The sequence below is a fragment of the Streptomyces sp. WAC 06738 genome (assembly GCF_003945505.1).
Taxonomy (GTDB): Bacteria; Actinomycetota; Actinomycetes; order Streptomycetales; family Streptomycetaceae; genus Streptomyces.
In genome coordinates this window covers 997,863-1,014,870 of the sequence record NZ_CP029618.1, presented here as the reverse complement: position 1 = coordinate 1,014,870, position 17,008 = coordinate 997,863, and the positions used below count along the sequence as shown (strand labels likewise).

Below are 17,008 nucleotides of genomic sequence, written 5' to 3'. Positions count from 1 at the left end.
GTGCGGGGCGAGTACCGATTCATCCGAGGTGTGCACCTTGAGGAGGGTTGGCAGTGCGTCAGTACGGATAAATCACTCACGGCCTCTGGACGTTGGCAAGCCCACCCGGATATACATCGGATGACTGCTGAAAGATCCGATGTTCCAGACGCGAGGGAAGCCCGCATGCGACCGACTGTCACCGATGTGGACGTCTCCGACATCCGCTTCCCCACCTCACTGGAGCTCGACGGGTCGGATGCCATGCACCCCGACCCGGACTACTCCGCCGCGTACGTCGTCATCCGCACCGACGACCCCGGCGTCGAGGGGCACGGCTTCTGCTTCACCATCGGCCGCGGCAACGACGTCACCGCCGCGGCCATCCGCTCCCTCGCGCCCTACGTCGTCGGCCGCCCCGCGCCGCGTACCGCCGCCGAACTGGCCGAGCTCTGCAACACCCTCACCCACGACTCCCAACTGCGCTGGCTCGGCCCCGAGAAGGGCGTGATCCACATGGCCGCGGGTGCCGTGGTCAACGCCGCCTGGGACCTGGCCGCCGGGCTGGCGGGGCTGCCGGTCTGGGAGTTCCTGTCCCGCATGTCTCCCGAGGAGCTGGTGTCCCTCGTCGACTTCCGCTACCTCTCCGACGCCCTCACCCCCGACGAGGCGCTGGCCCTGCTGCGCGCCGCCGAGCCCGGCCGCGCCGAGCGCGCCGCGCTGCTGCGCGCCGAGGGCTACCCCGCGTACACCACCACCCCCGGCTGGCTCGGCTACTCCGACGAGAAGCTCATCCAGCTCTCCAAGGCCGCCGTCGCCGAGGGCTTCGGCCAGATCAAGCTGAAGGTCGGCGGCGACCTCGACGCGGACGTACGCCGCATGCGGCTCGCCCGCGAGGCCGTCGGCCCCGACGTGCGCATCGCCGTGGACGCCAACCAGCGCTGGGACGTCGCCGACGCCGTGCGCTGGATGACCGCCCTGGCCCCGTACGCGCCGCACTGGATCGAGGAGCCCACCAGCCCCGACGACGTGCTCGGCCATGCCGCCGTCCGCGCCGGGCAGCCGGTGAAGGTGGCCACCGGCGAACACGTCGCCAACCGCGTGATGTTCAAGCAACTGCTCCAGGCCGGCGCCGTCGACTTCGTGCAGATCGACGCCGCCCGGGTGGCCGGCGTCAACGAGAACCTGGCCATCCTGCTGCTCGCCGCCAAGCACGGCGTGCCGGTCTGCCCGCACGCCGGCGGCGTCGGCCTCTGCGAACTGGTGCAGCACCTGGCCATGTTCGACTACGTCGCCGTCTCCGGCACCCGCGAGGACCGCGTCATCGAGTACGTCGACCACCTCCACGAGCACTTCGCCGACCCGGCCGTCGTCGTCGACGGCCGCTACCGCGCACCGGAGGCCCCCGGCTTCTCCGCGCGCATGCTCCCCGAGTCGCTGGCCGCGCACCGCTACCCGGACGGCCCCGTCTGGCGCGCCGTGGCCGGGCGGGCCCAGGGGAGCTGAGCCCCATGCGCGACGCACCGCACACCGCACCCCACGCCGCAACCCTCGCCGCACGGCCGGCTCCCCGGTCCGCCGCGGCCCGAGCCGAACCCCCCAGCCGCATACCCGAGACGAACGACGGGACGGGACTCCCATGCTGACTCGCAGCCTCCGCACGACGGCCGTCGCGGCCTGCACCACCCTCCTCGCCCTCGCCCCGCTCACCGCCTGCAACCGCGGCAACGACGCGGCCGGAGCCGACGGCCAGGTCGGCATCGACATGCCGCGCACCGACACCGACTTCTGGAACTCCTACCACCAGTACCTGAACAAGGGCGTCTCGGACGGCGTGGTCGACGCCCTGCCGATCACCAACTCGCAGAACGACATCGGCAAGCTGGTCGCCAACGTGCAGGCGTTCACCGACCAGGGCGCCGACGCCGTCATCATGGCGCCGCAGGACACCGGCGCCGTGGCCTCCACGCTGGAGCGGCTGGCGGAGGAGGACATCCCCGTCGTCAGCGTCGACACCCGCCCCGACAAGGGCGACGTCTACATGGTCGTACGGGCCGACAACGAGGCGTACGGCATCAAGGCATGCGAGTACCTGGGCGAGCAGTTGAAGGGCAAGGGCAAGGTCGTGGAGTTCCAGGGCGACCTGGCCTCCATCAACGGCCGGGACCGCTCGGTGGCGTTCAAGAAGTGCATGGACGAGAAGTACCCCGACATGCAGGTCTTCGAGCTGCCCACCGAGTGGAAGGGCGACGTCGCCTCCGCCAAGCTGCAGAGCGTCCTGGCCAAGGAGAAGTCGATCGACGGCATCTACATGCAGGCCGGCGGGGCCTTCCTCCAGCCCACCCTCGCGCTGCTGGAGCAGAAGGGGATGCTCAAGCCCGCCGGGGAGGACGGCCACATCACGATCGTCTCCAACGACGGCATCCCCGAGGAACTGGACGCCATCCGCTCGGGGAAGATCGACGCCACCGTCTCCCAGCCCGCCGACCTCTACGCCGAGTACGCGCTCTTCTACGCCCAGCAGGCGCTGAAGGGCAAGGAGTTCAAGCCGGGCAAGACCGACCACGGCTCGGAGATCGTCAAGATCCCGAACGGCCTGGAGGACCAGTTGCCGGCCCCGCTGGTCACCAAGGAGAACGTCGACGACCCCGAGCTGTGGGCCAACCAGCTCGAGAAGCAGGGCTGAGCGGTGCCCGCGGCGCCCCCCGCCGTACGCGCCGACGGCGTCGTCAAACGCTTCGGCCCCACGCTCGCGCTCGACGGCGTGCACCTGGAGGTCGCGGCCGGCGAGGCGCACGCCCTCGTCGGCCGCAACGGCGCCGGGAAGTCCACCCTCGTCTCCGTGCTCACCGGCATGGAGCGGCCCGACGCCGGCACCGTGACCTTCTCCGGCACGCCCGCGCCGCCGTTCGGCGACACGGCGGCGTGGCGCGCCAAGGTCGCCTGCGTCTACCAGAAGCTCATGATCGTCCCGGACCTCACGGTCGCCGAGAACCTCTTCCTCAACCGCTACACCGGCGGCGGCGCCATCAACTGGCGCGGGCTGCGCTCGCGCGCCCGCGAACTGCTGGCGGCGTACGGCGTGGAGGTGGACCCCTCGGCGCGGGCGAAGGACCTCGGCGTCGAACAGCGGCAATTCGTGGAAATCGCGCGAGCCCTCAGCTTCGGCGCCCGGCTGATCATCCTCGACGAACCGACCGCCCGGCTCGACGCCGGCGGCATCGACCGGCTCTTCGGCAAGCTGCGCGAACTGCAGCGGCAGGGCGTCGCCTTCCTCTTCATCTCCCACCACCTCCAGGAGGTCTACGAACTCTGCGACACCGTCACCGTCTTCCGCGACGCCCGGCACATCCTCACCGCGCCGGTCTCCGGGCTGCCGAAGGAGGACCTGGTCGCCGCGATGACCGGCGAGGGCGCGCCCGCGGGCGCCGGGGGCCGCGCCGCACTGCCGCGGCAGGCGACGGCGGCGAGCGGCGCCGAGCCCGTGCTGCGGGCGCACGCGCTGGCCGTGGCCGGTGCGTACGAGCCGCTGGACCTGGCCGTGCGCGCCGGGGAGGTCGTCGGCCTGGCCGGCGCCGCCGCCAGCGGCAACACGGCGATCGGCGAGACCCTCGTCGGCATGCGGGCGCCGGACGGCGGCCGGGTCGAGGTGCGCGGGACCGCCGTGCGCACCGGCAGCGTGCCGCACGCGCTGGAGGCCGGCATCGGGTACGTACCGGAGGACCGGCACGTGCAGGGCCTGGTGCCGGGGCGCAGCGTCGCGGAGAACGCCACGCTCACCGTCGCCGACCAACTGGGCCCGTACGGCACCGTGCTGCCCTCGCGCACCCGCCGGTTCGCGCAGCGCATGATCGAGTCGCTGGACATCAAGACCTCGGGTCCCGCACAGGACGTCGACGGGCTCTCCGGGGGCAACCAGCAGAAGGTCGTGATCGCCCGCGCGCTCGCCCGGGACCCCGGCGTGCTCGTGGCGATCAAGCCGACCGCGGGGGTGGACGTGAAGTCCAAGGACGCCCTGCTGGGCGTCGTCCGGCGGGTGGCCGACGGCGGCAGCGGCGCCGTCATCGTCTCCGACGAACTGGACGACCTGCGCGTCTGCGACCGCGTGCTCGCGCTCTTCCACGGGCGGGTGATCGCGGAGTTCGGCGGCGGCTGGACCGACCGGGAACTGGTCGCCGCCATGGAGGGCATCGAACCGGGAGCCCGCGACCCGCAGCAGGACCACGGCACGGGCCAGCGGGACCCGCACGTACAGCAGGACCAGCACGCACAGCCGGACCAGTCAGTTGAACCCGACCAGCGGGATCAGCCGGAAAAGGGGCAGCAAGCATGACACGGCCTACGTCGACAGCACCGCCGGCCGGCGCGGCCGAGGGCGGAGCGGCGGTGGAGAAGAAGCCGCAGTTGCAGCTCGGCGGGGTGGAGATCGACCTCGGCCGCTGGCGCGACTTCTCGCTCGTACCCGTCATCTTCGTGCTCGGCGTGATCGGCTTCATCGTCTCGCCCGCCTTCCTCACCTCCGACAACCTCATCGGCGTCGTCCAGCAGTCCACCGAACTCGGGCTGCTGGTCCTCGCCCAGGCCCTCATCCTCATCAGCGGCCGGATGGACCTCTCGCTGGAGTCGACGATCGGCGTCGCGCCGGTGATCGCGCTCTGGCTCGTCCTGCCCGCGGAGGGCGGCCGGTTCACCGGCATCGAACTGCTGCCGTCCGGTACGTCGATCTTCCTCTGCCTCCTCGTCGGCGCCGTCATCGGGCTCTTCAACGGCTTCCTCATCCTGAAGCTCAGAGTCAACGGCTTCATCGCCACGCTCGGCATGCTGGTCATGCTCCGCGGCCTGCACGAGGGCATCACGGGCGGCAAGTCCATCATCGAGGTGCCCGAGTCCTTCGCCTACCTCGGCAAGGAGAGCTGGCTCGGCGTGCCCGCCGCCGTCTACGTCTGCCTCGGCCTCTACGCCGTCGGCGGGCTGATGCTCGGTTACCTGCGGCACGGGCGCGCGCTGTACGCCATCGGCGGCAACCCCGAGGCGGCGCGCGCCGCGGGCATCCGCGTCGATCGCATCACCTGGATCGTGCTGGCCATCGGCGGCATGCTCGCGGCCTTCGCCGGCGTGCTCTACACCGGCCACTACGGCTCCGTCTCCGCCGGCCAGGGCAAGGACATGATCTTCCAGGTGTTCGCCGCGGCGGTCATCGGCGGCATCAGCCTGCGCGGCGGGCGCGGCACCCTCTTCGGCGCGCTGACCGGTGTGCTGACGCTCCAGCTCGTCATCAACGTGATGACCCTCGCGGGCGTGCCGGCGGAGTGGACGAAGTTCCTCAACGGCGCGATCATCATCGTGGCCCTGGTCATTTCCCGGTTCGTCAGCGGCGAGAAACAGGACTGAGAGGCGGCGGATGCCCTCCATACCCAGGCTCGGCCTCGGCTGCGCCAACCTCGGCAACCTCTACCGGGCGATGCCGGACGCGACCGCGGCCGAGATCGTCGAGACCGCGTTCGCGCACGGCTACGGCTACTTCGACACCGCGCCCCACTACGGCGTCGGGCTGTCGGAGGAGCGCCTCGGCCGTGCGCTCGCGGGCCGGCCGCGGGACTCGTACACCGTGTCCACCAAGGTCGGCCGGCGGCTGCGGCCCCTCGGCCCGGGGGAGACCGAGCCCGCCCACGACTTCGTCGATACCCCGGCCCGCGGCCGGGTGTGGGACCTGAGCCGGGACGGGATCAGGGCGACGCTGGAGTCGTCCCTGGAGCGGCTGGGGCTCGACCGGGTGGAGATCGCGTACCTCCACGACGTCGAGAACCACCTGCCGCAGGTGTACGAGACGGCCTTCGCGGCGCTCGCGGAGCTGAAGGCGGAGAAGGTCGTCGGCGCCATCGGCTTCGGCATGAACTTCAGCGACCACCTGGGCCGGCTCGTCGCCGACCTCGACGTCGACGTGGTGCTCTGCGCCGGCCGCTGGACGCTGCTGGAGCGGAGCGCGTACGACGACCTGCTGCCCGTCTGCGAGCGGCGCGGCACCTCCGTCGTCGTCGGCGGCGTCTACAACACCGGGCTGCTCGCCGACCCGCGGCCCGGCGGGCGGTTCCACTACCGCGAGGCGCCGGCCGAGGTGGTGGAGCGGGCGCGCGGGATCGCCGAGGTGTGCGGCGAGTTCGGGGTGCCGCTGAAGGCGGCGGCGCTGCGCTACCCGTTCGCGCACCCGGCGGTGGTCTCCGTCATCCCGGGCGCCTCCCGTACCCGGGACGTCCGGGAGAACGCGGAGATGTTCGCGTACGACATCCCCGACGCACTCTGGCCCGCGCTCGTCGAACTCGGGCTGCTCGACGCCGACCTGCCGCTGCCCGCCGCCACCGGAGGCTGAGCCCATGCCGCGCATCGACGCCCACCACCACCTCTGGGACATCAGCCGCCGCCCGCAGCCGTGGATGGACGGCTCCTGGGCCGACCCGCTGCGGCGCACGTTCACCCTGGCCGACCTCGCGCCCCATCTGGCGGAGCACCGCATCGACGCCACGGTGCTGGTGCAGAGCTCGTCGTCGTATGAGGAGACGCTGGAGCTGTGCGAGGAGCCGGACCCGCCGGTGGCGCTGGTCTGCGGCTGGCTCGACCTGACCGCGCCCGGACTGGACGCGGACACCCTGCGCCGCACGCCGCCGCGCCTCGGGGCGGTGCGCCACCAGGCGGAGGAGGAGCCCGACCCGCGGTGGCTGGAGCGCCCCGACGTGCTGCGGGCGCTGGGGCTCGTGGGCGAGGCCGGCCTCGTCTACGACCTGCTGGTGACGGAGCGCGAGCTGCCGGCGGCGATCGCCGCGGCCCGCGCGGTGCCGCACACCCGGTTCGTCCTCGACCACGCGGGCAAGCCGCAGATCGCGGCGGGGGAGTGGCAGCCGTGGGCGGACCTGGTCGCGGGGCTGGCCCGGCTGCCCAACGTGAGCTGCAAGCTGTCCGGCCTGGTCACGCAGGCGGACTGGGAGCACTGGCGGCCGGCGGACGTGCTGCCGTACGCCCGGCACGTGATCGACGTCTTCGGGCCCGGCCGGATCCTCTTCGGCTCGGACTGGCCGGTGTGCACGCTGGCGGCGGACTACGGGCGGGTCGTCGAGCTGGCCGAAGAGGCGGTGGCGGACCTGACGGCGGCGGAGCGGGAGGCGTTCTTCGGCGGCAACGCCCGCCGCCTCTACCTCGGGGACTGAGGCCGGGCGGCCGGGCGCGGCAGGCGGCCGCGGCCCGGCCCTACCCCTCCGGGCCCCGGGTCACAGCGTCCGGCGCAGCCACTGCTCCACGCTCGCGATGTGCACCGTCGCCCACGACCTGGCCGCCTCCGCGTCCCGGCTGCGCATCGCGTCGAGGATCGCCCGGTGCTCGGTGAGCGTGCGCCGTACCGCGTCCTCCTGCGTGAGACCGCGCCAGATGCGCGCGCGGGCCGTCGGCCCCGACAGCCCCTCCAGCAGCGAGCTGAGCACGGAGTTCCCCGACGCCTGCACGATGCGGCGGTGGAACTCCAGGTCGGCGCGGACCAGTTCCTCCACGGACGGGTCGTGGCCCAGCTCCGCCAGCTCCGCCTCCAGCGCGTCCAGCTCGGGGTCCCCGATGCCGGCGCAGGCCAGCGCGGTGGCGGCGGGCTCCAGGATGCGGCGTACGGCGAGCAACTCCAGCACCGTGTCGTCGCGGTGGAAGTCGACGACGAAGCTCATCGCCTCCAGCAGCAGTTGGGAGTCGAGGCTCGTGACGTACGTGCCGTCGCCCTGCCGCACGTCCAGGATGCGTATCAGCGCGAGCGCGCGCACCGCCTCACGGAGCGAGTTGCGGGACAGGCCGAGCTCGGCCGCCAGCTCGCTCTCCTTGGGCAGCCGGTCGCCCGGCCGCAGCTTGCCGGAGACGATCATTCCCTTGATCTTCTCGATCGCCTCGTCCGTGACCGCCATCTCGCGCCCTCCCTGACACAGACATCCGATGTCTGCGCGCTTCCATTATGCCTGCGTCCCGGGTGAGCGGAGCGGGGGAGGGCGGCGAATCCGGCGGGAGGCGGAAACGGGGGAGGGGAGAGGCGCCCCCATGGTGCCTCTCCCCTCCGGACTTCCGGCCCGCGGCGGGCGCTCAGCCCCGCTTGCGCGCGAGGAGGTCCCGCACCCTGGCCCGTACGCCGGCGGTGTCCAGGCCGCGGATCGTCACCGTCGTACGGCGGCGCAGCACGTCGTCCTCCGTCTCGGCCCACTCGTGGTCGCGGGCGTAGACCACCTGCGCCCAGATCTCGGGCCCGTCCGGGTGGATGCGCTCGCCCAGGTCCGGGTTCTCGTTGACCAGGCGGGCGATGTCGAACGAGAGCGAGCCGTAGTGCGTGGCCAGTTGGCGGGCGGTGTCCGGGGCCATGCGGTGGCCCGGGTCGCGGTCGACGAGGAGCCGGTGCGCGACCGCGTTGGGGTTCGCCACGCCGGGCAGCGGCGTGTGCCGTACCAAGGACTTCACCGGCTGCATGTCCTCGGCGATCGCCCCGCCGTGCTCCTTGGCGAGCTTGCGGAGCACCATCCGGCCGATGTGGCGGTACGTCGTCCACTTGCCGCCCGCCACCGACAGCATCCCGCCGGCGCCCTCGGTGACGACCGTCTCCCGCTTGGCCTGCTCCGTACCGCCGGGACCGCCGGGCAGCACCCGCAGCCCGGCGAAGGCGTACGTCACGAGGTCGGGCGACAGATCGTCGTCGCGCACGGAAAGCGACGCCTCGTCGAGGATCTGCGCGATGTCGGCGTCCGTCGGGTGCACGGCGGCGGGATCGCCCTCGTACGGCTCGTCCGTGGTGCCCAGCAGCAACTGGTCCTCCCACGGCAGCGCGAAGGTGACGCGGTACTTGTCCACCCACGTCGACATCGCCGCACGCCACGGCGACCGCCGCTTGAGCACGATGTGCGCGCCCTTGGAGAGCCGGATGGACGGGGCCGCGGCGGCGTCCTCCAGGCGCCGCAGGTGGTCCACCCACGGCCCGGTGGCATTGAGCACCAGCCGGGCGTCGACGCCGAACTCGTCGCCGCTCAGCCGGTCCCGCAGGTCGGCGCCCGTCACCTGGCCGTGGGTGAAGCGCAGCCCGGTGACCTCGGCGTGGTTGAGGACGACGGCACCGGCGCCGACGGCGGCCCGTACCGTCATGACCGCCATCCGCGAGTCGTTCATCTGGTGGTCGCCGAAGACCGCGACCGCCTTCAGCCCCTCGGTGCGCAGCGCGGGGACCTCCCTTGCCGCCCGGCCGGGGGTGATGAGGTGGCCCACGCCGTCGCGGAACCCGGAGAGCGCGGAGTAGGCGAAGACGCCGGCGCCGAGCTTGGCGGCGCCGTGCGGGCCGCCCTTGTAGAGCGGCAGGTAGAAGGGGAGCGGGTTGACCAGGTGCGGCGCTACGTCGCGGGCCAGCACCCGGCGCTCGTGGTGGTTCTCGGCCACCAGCTTCACCGCGCCGTTCTGCAGGTAGCGGATGCCGCCGTGGACGAGCTTGGAGGACGCGGACGAGGTGGCGCCGGCGAAGTCGCCGGCGTCCACCATCGCCACCCGCAGTCCCGACTGGGCGGCGTGCCAGGCCACCGAGGTGCCCAGGATCCCGCCGCCGATGACCAGGAGGTCGTACGTGGCCCGGGCGAGCAGATCCCGGGTCTCCGCGCGGCCGAGGGTGCGGCCGGCAGTCGGGTGGGTCCCGAGTGTGGGTATCGCCGCCGGGACGGTCTGCGGGAGAGTCATCGCCGCTACTCCTTGTCTTCGATCCAGCCCATGGTGCGCTGGACTGCTTTGAGCCAGTCCTTGTATTCGCGTTCGCGGGTGGTTTCGTCCATGCGGGGGGTCCATTCGGCGGCGCGGCGCCAGTTGGCGCGCAGGGTGTCGGTGTCGGGCCAGTAGCCGACGGCGAGTCCTGCGGCGTAGGCGGCGCCCAGGCAGGTGGTTTCGGCGACGAGGGGGCGTACGACGGGGGCGTCGAGGACGTCGGCGAGGGTTTGCATGAGGAGGTTGTTGGCGGTCATGCCGCCGTCGACTTTGAGGGAGGTGAGTTCGACGCCGGAGTCTTTGGTCATGGCGTCGACGATTTCGCGGGTCTGCCAGGCGGTGGCTTCCAGGACGGCGCGGGCGAGGTGTGCTTTGGTGACGTAGCGGGTGAGGCCGGCGATGACGCCGCGGGCGTCGTCGCGCCAGTAGGGGGCGAACAGGCCGGAGAAGGCGGGGACGAAGTAGGCGCCGCCGTTGTCTTCGACGCTCAGGGCGAGGGTTTCGATTTCGGCGGCGGTGGAGATGATGCCCATCTGGTCGCGCATCCATTGGACCAGGGCGCCGGTGATGGCGATGGAGCCTTCCAGGGCGTAGACGGCGCTCTGGTTGCCGATGCGGTAGCCGACGGTGGTGATGAGGCCGTTTTCGGAGTGGACGGGCTCGCCGGCGGTGTTCATGAGGAGGAAGGTGCCGGTGCCGTAGGTGGATTTGGCTTCGCCCTGGGCGAAGCAGGTCTGTCCGAAGAGTGCGGCTTGCTGGTCGCCGAGTGCGGAGGCGACGGGGGTGCCGGTGAGGGTGCCGGAGGTGGCGTGGCCGTAGATCTCGGCGGAGGAGCGGATCTGGGGGAGGACTGCTTGGGGGACGCCCATGGCTTCGCAGATGCCGGGGTCCCAGTCGAGGGTTTCGAGGTTCATGAGCATGGTGCGGGAGGCGTTGGTGACGTCGGTGACGTGGACGCCGCGGCCGGGGCCTCCGGTGAGGTTCCAGATGACCCAGGAGTCCATGGTGCCGAAGAGGATGTCGCCGGCTTCGGCGCGGGCGAGGAGGCCGGGGGTGTTGTCGAGGAGCCAGCGGATTTTGGGGCCGGCGAAGTAGGAGGCCAGGGGCAGGCCGGTGGCGGCGCGGAAGCGGTCTTGGCCTTGGGTGCCGCCGAGTTGGCGGCAGAGTTCGGCGGTGCGGGTGTCTTGCCAGACGATGGCGTTGGCGACGGGTTCGCCGGTGTTCTTGTCCCAGAGCAGGGTGGTTTCGCGTTGGTTGGTGATGCCGATGGCTTTGACGTCGGCGCGGGTGATGCCGGCTTTGGCGACGGCGCCGTCGACGACTTGCTGGACGTTGCGCCAGATCTCGGTGGCGTTGTGCTCGACCCAGCCGGGCCTGGGGAAGATCTGCTCGTGTTCCTTCTGGTCCACCGACACGATCCGGCCATCGGTGTCGAACACGATGCACCGGCTCGAAGTCGTCCCCTGATCGATAGCCGCAATGAACGGGCCTGCAGTGTGTGCGTCGGTCATGTCGCTCCGATACGTCGTTGGTTCGGCGTGGGTCGAGGTGGTGGCCAGTGCCGTCCCGCCCGGCGGGCGGGCGGGACGTCCGGCTCAGGCGAAGACGGCTTGGTAGAGACCGCCGGCGGCGGCGCCGCCGATCAGCGGGCCGACGACCGGGATCCACGCGTAGGTCCAGTCGGAGCCGCCCTTGTTGGGCAGGGGCAGGAGGGCGTGGACGATGCGCGGCCCGAGGTCGCGCGCGGGGTTGATCGCGTAGCCCGTGGGGCCACCGAGCGAGAGGCCGATGCTGACGACGACGAGCGCGGTGATCAGCACGCCGAGCGTGCCGAGCCCGTTGCCCGCGTCGTTGAGGCCCTGGGTGAGGATGGCGATGACGAGGACGAAGGTGGCGATGATCTCGGTCATCACGTTCTGCACGACGTTGCGGATCTCGGGGCCGGTGGAGAAGACGCCGAGCACCGGTCCCGCGCCCTTCTCATGGGCCTCGATGGCCTTCTGGTCCGCGTTCTCCAGATGCCCGATGACTTCCTTGTCGGTCAGGTGGTGGTGGAACTGGCCGTAGTAGGCGAGCCACACGAACGTGGCGCCGATCATGGCGCCGAGCATTTCGGAGGCGAGGTACAGCGGGACGTCGCTCCAGGAGGTGTCGCCCTTGATGGCGAGCCCCAGGGTCACCGCGGGGTTCAGATGGGCGCCGGAGACACCGGCGACCGCGTAGGCGCCGGTGAGGACCGCAAGACCCCAGCCGAAGGAGACCGCGACCCAGCCTGCCTGGTGGGCCTTGGACTTCTTGAAGGTGATGGCGGCGACCACACCGCCACCGAGAACGATCAGCAAGGCCGTCCCGAGCACCTCGCCGCTAAATATGTCCCAATTGGACGGGTCCATCCTGCGACTCCTTTGTCCTGGCTGGTCCGTACAAGGAATCCGGTCCGCGCATAACACCCTACGTCAAAATTATCGTTAGGTGTTCGACAATGCCGACCGGTGCACGGCAGTGTTCCGCCACGTCACAGGCGCGTCAAGGCCCGGTGGCGGGAAAACGGGGAATCGGCCAGTCGGAGGAGGCCCGCGCGGTCAGAAGCGCCCGGCGCCCAGGTCCCTGGCCACCGCCCGGGCGCAGTCGCGCACCGCGGCCACCAGTTCCGGCCGCAGCTCGCCGCCGGGGCAGACGCGCTCCACCGCCCCGGTGACGCCCACGGCGCCCACGGGCATGCCGCGGCGGTCCCGTACGGGCGCGGCGACGGCCGCGATGCCGTCCCAGGTCTCCTCGACGTCGGAGCCCCAGCCGCGGGCCCGGGTCAGCTCCAGGATCCGCTCGAAGTCCGCCGCCTCGGTGACCGTGGCGGGCGTGAGCGCCTTGCGGTCGCCCTCCGCGGCCTCGGCGTGGGCCACCGGGTCGACCGCGCACAGGACCTTGCCCAGCGCCGTGCTGTGCAGCGGCAGCATGGCGCCTATCTCCAGCACCTGCCGGCTGTCGTCGGGCCGGAAGACGTGGTGGACGATGAGCACGCCCTGGTGGTGCAGCACGCCCAGGTGCACGCTCTCGCCGCTGGCCCTGGCCAGGTCGTCGGTCCAGGGCAGGGCGCGGGCGCGCAGCTCGTGCACGTCCAGGTAGCTGTTGCCCAGGCGGAGCAGTTCGGCGCCGAGCTGGTACCGCCCGGAGACCGGGTCCTGCTCGACGAAGCCCTCCTGCTGCAGCGTGCGCAGGATGCCGTGCGCCGTGCCCTTGGCCAGGCCCAGCGTCGAGGCGACGTCGGACAGGCCCAGGCGCCGCTCTCCTCCGGCCAGCAGGCGCAGCACCGCAGCCGCTCGCTCGAGCGACTGGATGTTCCGTGCCACGGAAGATCCTCCTCAACGAGACCGGGAGTTCGACAATGCTGAACAGTATCGGTCATTGTTCCGCCGCAGGGGAGCGGTCGGGGAAGACCCCGGACGTGCCGATCGTGCCCGAGTCTGCCGGAAAACCCCGCAAACCTGCACCGTCCGGGTCGTGGGACAGCCCGCGCCGCACCGGCTCCGGCCGATACCCTTGGCCCGTGCACCGGCCCCCGCGGGCCGCGCATAGCCGACAGCCGTCGCACACGAGGGAGTATCCCCATGGCCTCGCAGCCGTCCCAGCCCGCCGCCAGCCAGCAGACCCGCGCCGACGCACTGCGCGAGGCCCTCGCCACCCGCGTGGTGGTGGCCGACGGTGCCATGGGCACGATGCTCCAGGCGCAGGAGCCCACGCTCGACGACTTCCAGCAGCTGGAAGGCTGCAACGAGATCCTCAACGTCACCCGCCCGGACATCGTGCGCTCCGTGCACGACGAGTACTTCGCGGCCGGCGTCGACTGCGTCGAGACCAACACCTTCGGCGCCAACCACGCCGCCCTCGGCGAGTACGACATCGCCGAGAGGATCTTCGAGCTCTCCGAGGCCGGCGTGCGCATCGCCCGCGAGTCCGCCGACGCCCACACCGCGGGCGACGGCCGGCAGCGCTGGGTCCTCGGCTCCATGGGCCCGGGCACCAAGCTGCCGACCCTCGGCCACATCGCGTACGGCACGCTGCGCGACGCGTACCAGCAGAACGCCGAGGGCATGATCGCCGGCGGCGCCGACGCGCTGCTCGTCGAGACCACCCAGGACCTGCTGCAGACCAAGTCCGCCGTCCTCGGCGCCCGCCGGGCGCTGGCGGCCACCGGCGTGGACCTGCCGCTGATCTGCTCGGTGACCGTCGAGACCACCGGCGCCATGCTCCTCGGCAGCGAGATCGGCGCCGCGCTCACCGCGCTGGAGCCGCTGGGCATCGACATGATCGGGCTGAACTGCGCCACCGGGCCGGCCGAGATGAGCGAGCACCTGCGCTACCTCGCCCGGCACTCCCGGGTGCCGCTGTCCTGCATGCCCAACGCCGGCCTCCCGGTGCTCGGCAAGGACGGCGCCCACTACCCGCTCACCCCGGGCGAACTGGCCGACGCCCAGGAGACGTTCGTCCGCGAGTACGGGCTGTCCCTGGTCGGCGGCTGCTGCGGCACCACCCCGGAGCACCTGCGGCAGCTCACCGAGCGGGTACGGGAGCTGCAGCCGGGCGAGCGCACGCCCCGCCCCGAGCCGGGGGCCGCGTCGCTGTACCAGACGGTGCCGTTCCGGCAGGACACCTCGTACCTGGCGATCGGCGAGCGCACCAACGCCAACGGCTCGAAGAAGTTCCGCACCGCCATGCTCGAAGGCCGCTGGGACGACTGCGTGGAGATGGCCCGCGACCAGATCCGCGAGGGCGCCCACATGCTCGACCTCTGCGTCGACTACGTGGGCCGCGACGGCGCCGCCGACATGGCCGAGCTCGCGGGCCGGTTCGCCACCGCCTCCACGCTGCCCATCGTGCTGGACTCCACCGAGGTCGACGTGATCCGCGCCGGCCTGGAGAAGCTCGGCGGCCGGGCCGTGATCAACTCCGTCAACTACGAGGACGGCGACGGCCCCGAGTCCCGCTTCGCCCGCGTCGCGACGCTCGCCCGCGAGCACGGCGCCGCCCTGATGGCGCTCACCATCGATGAGGAGGGCCAGGCCCGTACCGCCGAGCACAAGGTCGCCATCGCCGAGCGGCTGATCGAGGACCTCACCGGCAACTGGGGCATCCACGAGTCCGACATCCTCATCGACTGCCTCACCTTCACCATCTGCACCGGCCAGGAGGAGTCCCGCGGCGACGGCGTCGCCACCATCGAGGCGATCCGCGAGCTCAAGCGCCGCCACCCCGACGTGCAGACCACGCTCGGGCTGTCGAACATCTCCTTCGGCCTCAACCCGGCCGCCCGCGTCGTGCTCAACTCCGTCTTCCTCGACGAGTGCGTGAAGGCCGGCCTCGACTCGGCGATCGTGCACGCCAGCAAGATCCTGCCGATCGCCCGGCTGGAGGAGGAGCAGGTGCAGGTGTGCCTGGACCTCATCTACGACCGGCGCCGCCCGGCCGAGGGCGACGAGCCCGCGTACGACCCGCTGCAGCGCCTGCTGGAGCTCTTCGAGGGCGTCGACACCAAGTCGATGAAGGCCGGCAAGGCCGAGGAACTGGCCGCGCTGCCGCTGGAGGAGCGGCTGAAGCGGCGGATCATCGACGGCGAGAAGAACGGCCTGGAGGCCGACCTGGACGCCGCGCTCGCCGAGCGGCCGGCGCTGGAGATCGTCAACGAGACGCTGCTCGACGGCATGAAGGTCGTCGGCGAGCTGTTCGGCTCCGGGCAGATGCAGCTCCCGTTCGTGCTCCAGTCCGCCGAGGTGATGAAGACCGCGGTGGCCTATCTGGAGCCGCACATGGAGAAGATCGACGACGGCGAGGGCGGCTCGGGCAAGGGCACGATCGTGCTGGCCACCGTGCGCGGCGACGTCCACGACATCGGCAAGAACCTGGTCGACATCATCCTCTCCAACAACGGCTACACCGTGGTCAACCTCGGCATCAAGCAGCCCGTCTCGGCGATCCTGGAGGCCGCGGAGGAGCACGCCGCCGACGTGATCGGGATGTCCGGGCTGCTGGTGAAGTCCACGGTGATCATGAAGGAGAACCTGGAGGAGCTGAACCAGCGCCGGCTGGCCTCCCGCTACCCGGTGATCCTCGGCGGCGCCGCGCTCACCCGCGCGTACGTCGAGCAGGACCTGCACGAGGTCTACGAGGGCGAGGTCCGCTACGCCCGTGACGCCTTCGAGGGCCTGCGGCTCATGGACGCCCTCATCGGCGTCAAGCGGGGCGTCCCCGGCGCCGAGCTGCCCGAGCTGCGCCCCCGCCGGGTACGCGCCGCCACCCCGGCGCCCGCCGCCGCCGACGAGGAGGCTCCCGCCCGCTCCGACGTGGCCACCGACAACCCCGTGCCCACCCCGCCGTTCTGGGGCACCCGGGTCGTCAAGGGCATCCAGCAGGCGGACTACGCCTCCTGGCTGGACGAGGGCGCGCTCTTCAAGGGCCAGTGGGGGCTGAAGGCGCCGCGCGGCGGCGGCCCGTCGTACGAGGACCTGGTCGCCACCGAGGGCTGGCCCCGGCTGCGCGGGCTGCTCGACCGGCTGCAGACCGGCAACCTGCTGGAGGCGGCCGTCGTCTACGGCTACTTCCCCTGCGTCTCCAAGGGCGACGACCTGATCGTCCTCGGCGACGACGGCGCCGAGCGCACCCGCTTCACCTTCCCGCGGCAGCGGCGCGGCCGGCGGCTGTGCCTGGCGGACTTCTTCCGGCCGGAGGAGTCCGGCGAGACGGACGTCGTCGGCTTCCAGATCGTCACCGTCGGCTCGAAGATCGGCGAGGCCACCGCCGAGCTGTTCGCCGCCGACTCCTACCGCGAGTACCTGGAGCTGCACGGGCTCTCCGTACAGCTCGCCGAGGCGCTGGCGGAGTACTGGCACGCGCGGGTCCGCGCCGAGCTGGGCTATGCCGGCGAGGACCCGGCGGAGATCGAGGACATGTTCGCGCTGAAGTACCGCGGCGCCCGGTTCTCGCTCGGCTACGGCGCGTGCCCGGACCTGGAGGACCGGGCGAAGATCGCCGAGCTGCTGGAGCCGGAGCGGATCGGGGTGAAGCTCTCCGAGGAGTTCCAGCTCCACCCGGAGCAGTCCACGGACGCGATCGTCATCCACCACCCCGAGGCGAAGTACTTCAACGCCCGCTGAGCGCCGCCGGCGCCCGGCCCCCGCCGGCGCCCCGGCATCGCCGTAAAAACACCCCGAACGGTCTCCACGGGCGCTTTCCGGACAGTCGGCTTACACTGGTCGGTCCGGAACAGGCCGGTCGCTTCTGGCGGCCGGCC

General features: G+C 71.8%; 12 protein-coding genes. 7 read left to right on the top strand and 5 right to left on the bottom strand.

The window, feature by feature from the left end; genetic code table 11:
* Positions 1–165: 165 nt before the first annotated feature.
* The 6 genes from DMB38_RS04095 to DMB38_RS04070 all read left to right on the top strand — a co-directional run bounded on the left by DMB38_RS04095 (position 166) and on the right by DMB38_RS04070 (position 7,178).
* Complete coding sequence (locus DMB38_RS04095; protein WP_125933984.1) at positions 166–1,485, top strand: enolase C-terminal domain-like protein; 1,320 nt, start codon at positions 166–168, stop codon at positions 1,483–1,485.
* Between the two features lie 133 nt (positions 1,486–1,618).
* Complete coding sequence (locus DMB38_RS04090) at positions 1,619–2,665, top strand: sugar ABC transporter substrate-binding protein (protein WP_125933983.1); 1,047 nt, start codon at positions 1,619–1,621, stop codon at positions 2,663–2,665.
* A gap of 3 nt (positions 2,666–2,668) precedes the next feature.
* On the top strand, positions 2,669–4,312 hold the full coding sequence (locus DMB38_RS04085) for a sugar ABC transporter ATP-binding protein (RefSeq protein ID WP_125933982.1): 1,644 nt from the start codon (positions 2,669–2,671) through the stop codon (positions 4,310–4,312).
* A gap of 53 nt (positions 4,313–4,365) precedes the next feature.
* Positions 4,366–5,370, top strand: coding sequence for an ABC transporter permease (locus DMB38_RS04080; RefSeq protein ID WP_047014864.1), 1,005 nt, complete (start codon positions 4,366–4,368; stop codon positions 5,368–5,370).
* A 10-nt stretch (positions 5,371–5,380) separates the two neighbouring features.
* Positions 5,381–6,346, top strand: a complete 966-nt coding sequence (locus tag DMB38_RS04075; RefSeq protein WP_125933981.1) for an aldo/keto reductase — start codon at positions 5,381–5,383, stop codon at positions 6,344–6,346.
* Positions 6,347–6,350: 4 nt separating this feature from the next.
* Entirely contained in the window at positions 6,351–7,178 is an 828-nt protein-coding gene (locus DMB38_RS04070; RefSeq protein WP_047014862.1) for an amidohydrolase family protein, read from the top strand.
* A 60-nt stretch (positions 7,179–7,238) separates the two neighbouring features.
* Here the strand turns inward: DMB38_RS04070 and DMB38_RS04065 are convergent, their stop codons facing one another.
* From DMB38_RS04065 to DMB38_RS04045, 5 genes are all read right to left on the bottom strand, one after another.
* Entirely contained in the window at positions 7,239–7,910 is a 672-nt protein-coding gene (locus DMB38_RS04065) for a FadR/GntR family transcriptional regulator (RefSeq protein ID WP_047014861.1), read from the bottom strand.
* A 172-nt stretch (positions 7,911–8,082) separates the two neighbouring features.
* Positions 8,083–9,705, bottom strand: a complete 1,623-nt coding sequence (locus DMB38_RS04060) for a glycerol-3-phosphate dehydrogenase/oxidase (RefSeq protein WP_125933980.1) — start codon at positions 9,703–9,705, stop codon at positions 8,083–8,085.
* Positions 9,706–9,710: 5 nt separating this feature from the next.
* A complete protein-coding gene (glpK, locus tag DMB38_RS04055; RefSeq protein ID WP_125933979.1) occupies positions 9,711–11,237 on the bottom strand; it encodes a glycerol kinase GlpK in 1,527 nt (508 codons plus the stop codon).
* An 84-nt stretch (positions 11,238–11,321) separates the two neighbouring features.
* Complete coding sequence (locus DMB38_RS04050; RefSeq protein WP_125933978.1) at positions 11,322–12,119, bottom strand: MIP/aquaporin family protein; 798 nt, start codon at positions 12,117–12,119, stop codon at positions 11,322–11,324.
* A 189-nt stretch (positions 12,120–12,308) separates the two neighbouring features.
* Positions 12,309–13,073: an IclR family transcriptional regulator gene (locus DMB38_RS04045; RefSeq protein ID WP_125933977.1), complete on the bottom strand. Its 765-nt coding sequence runs from the start codon at positions 13,071–13,073 to the stop codon at positions 12,309–12,311.
* Positions 13,074–13,331: 258 nt separating this feature from the next.
* Between DMB38_RS04045 and metH the strand changes: the two genes are divergently transcribed.
* The gene (gene metH / locus DMB38_RS04040; RefSeq protein ID WP_125933976.1) at positions 13,332–16,871 is read left to right on the top strand and encodes a methionine synthase; all 3,540 of its coding nucleotides are present in this window, start codon (positions 13,332–13,334) and stop codon (positions 16,869–16,871) included.
* The last annotated feature ends 137 nt before the right edge of the window (positions 16,872–17,008 follow it).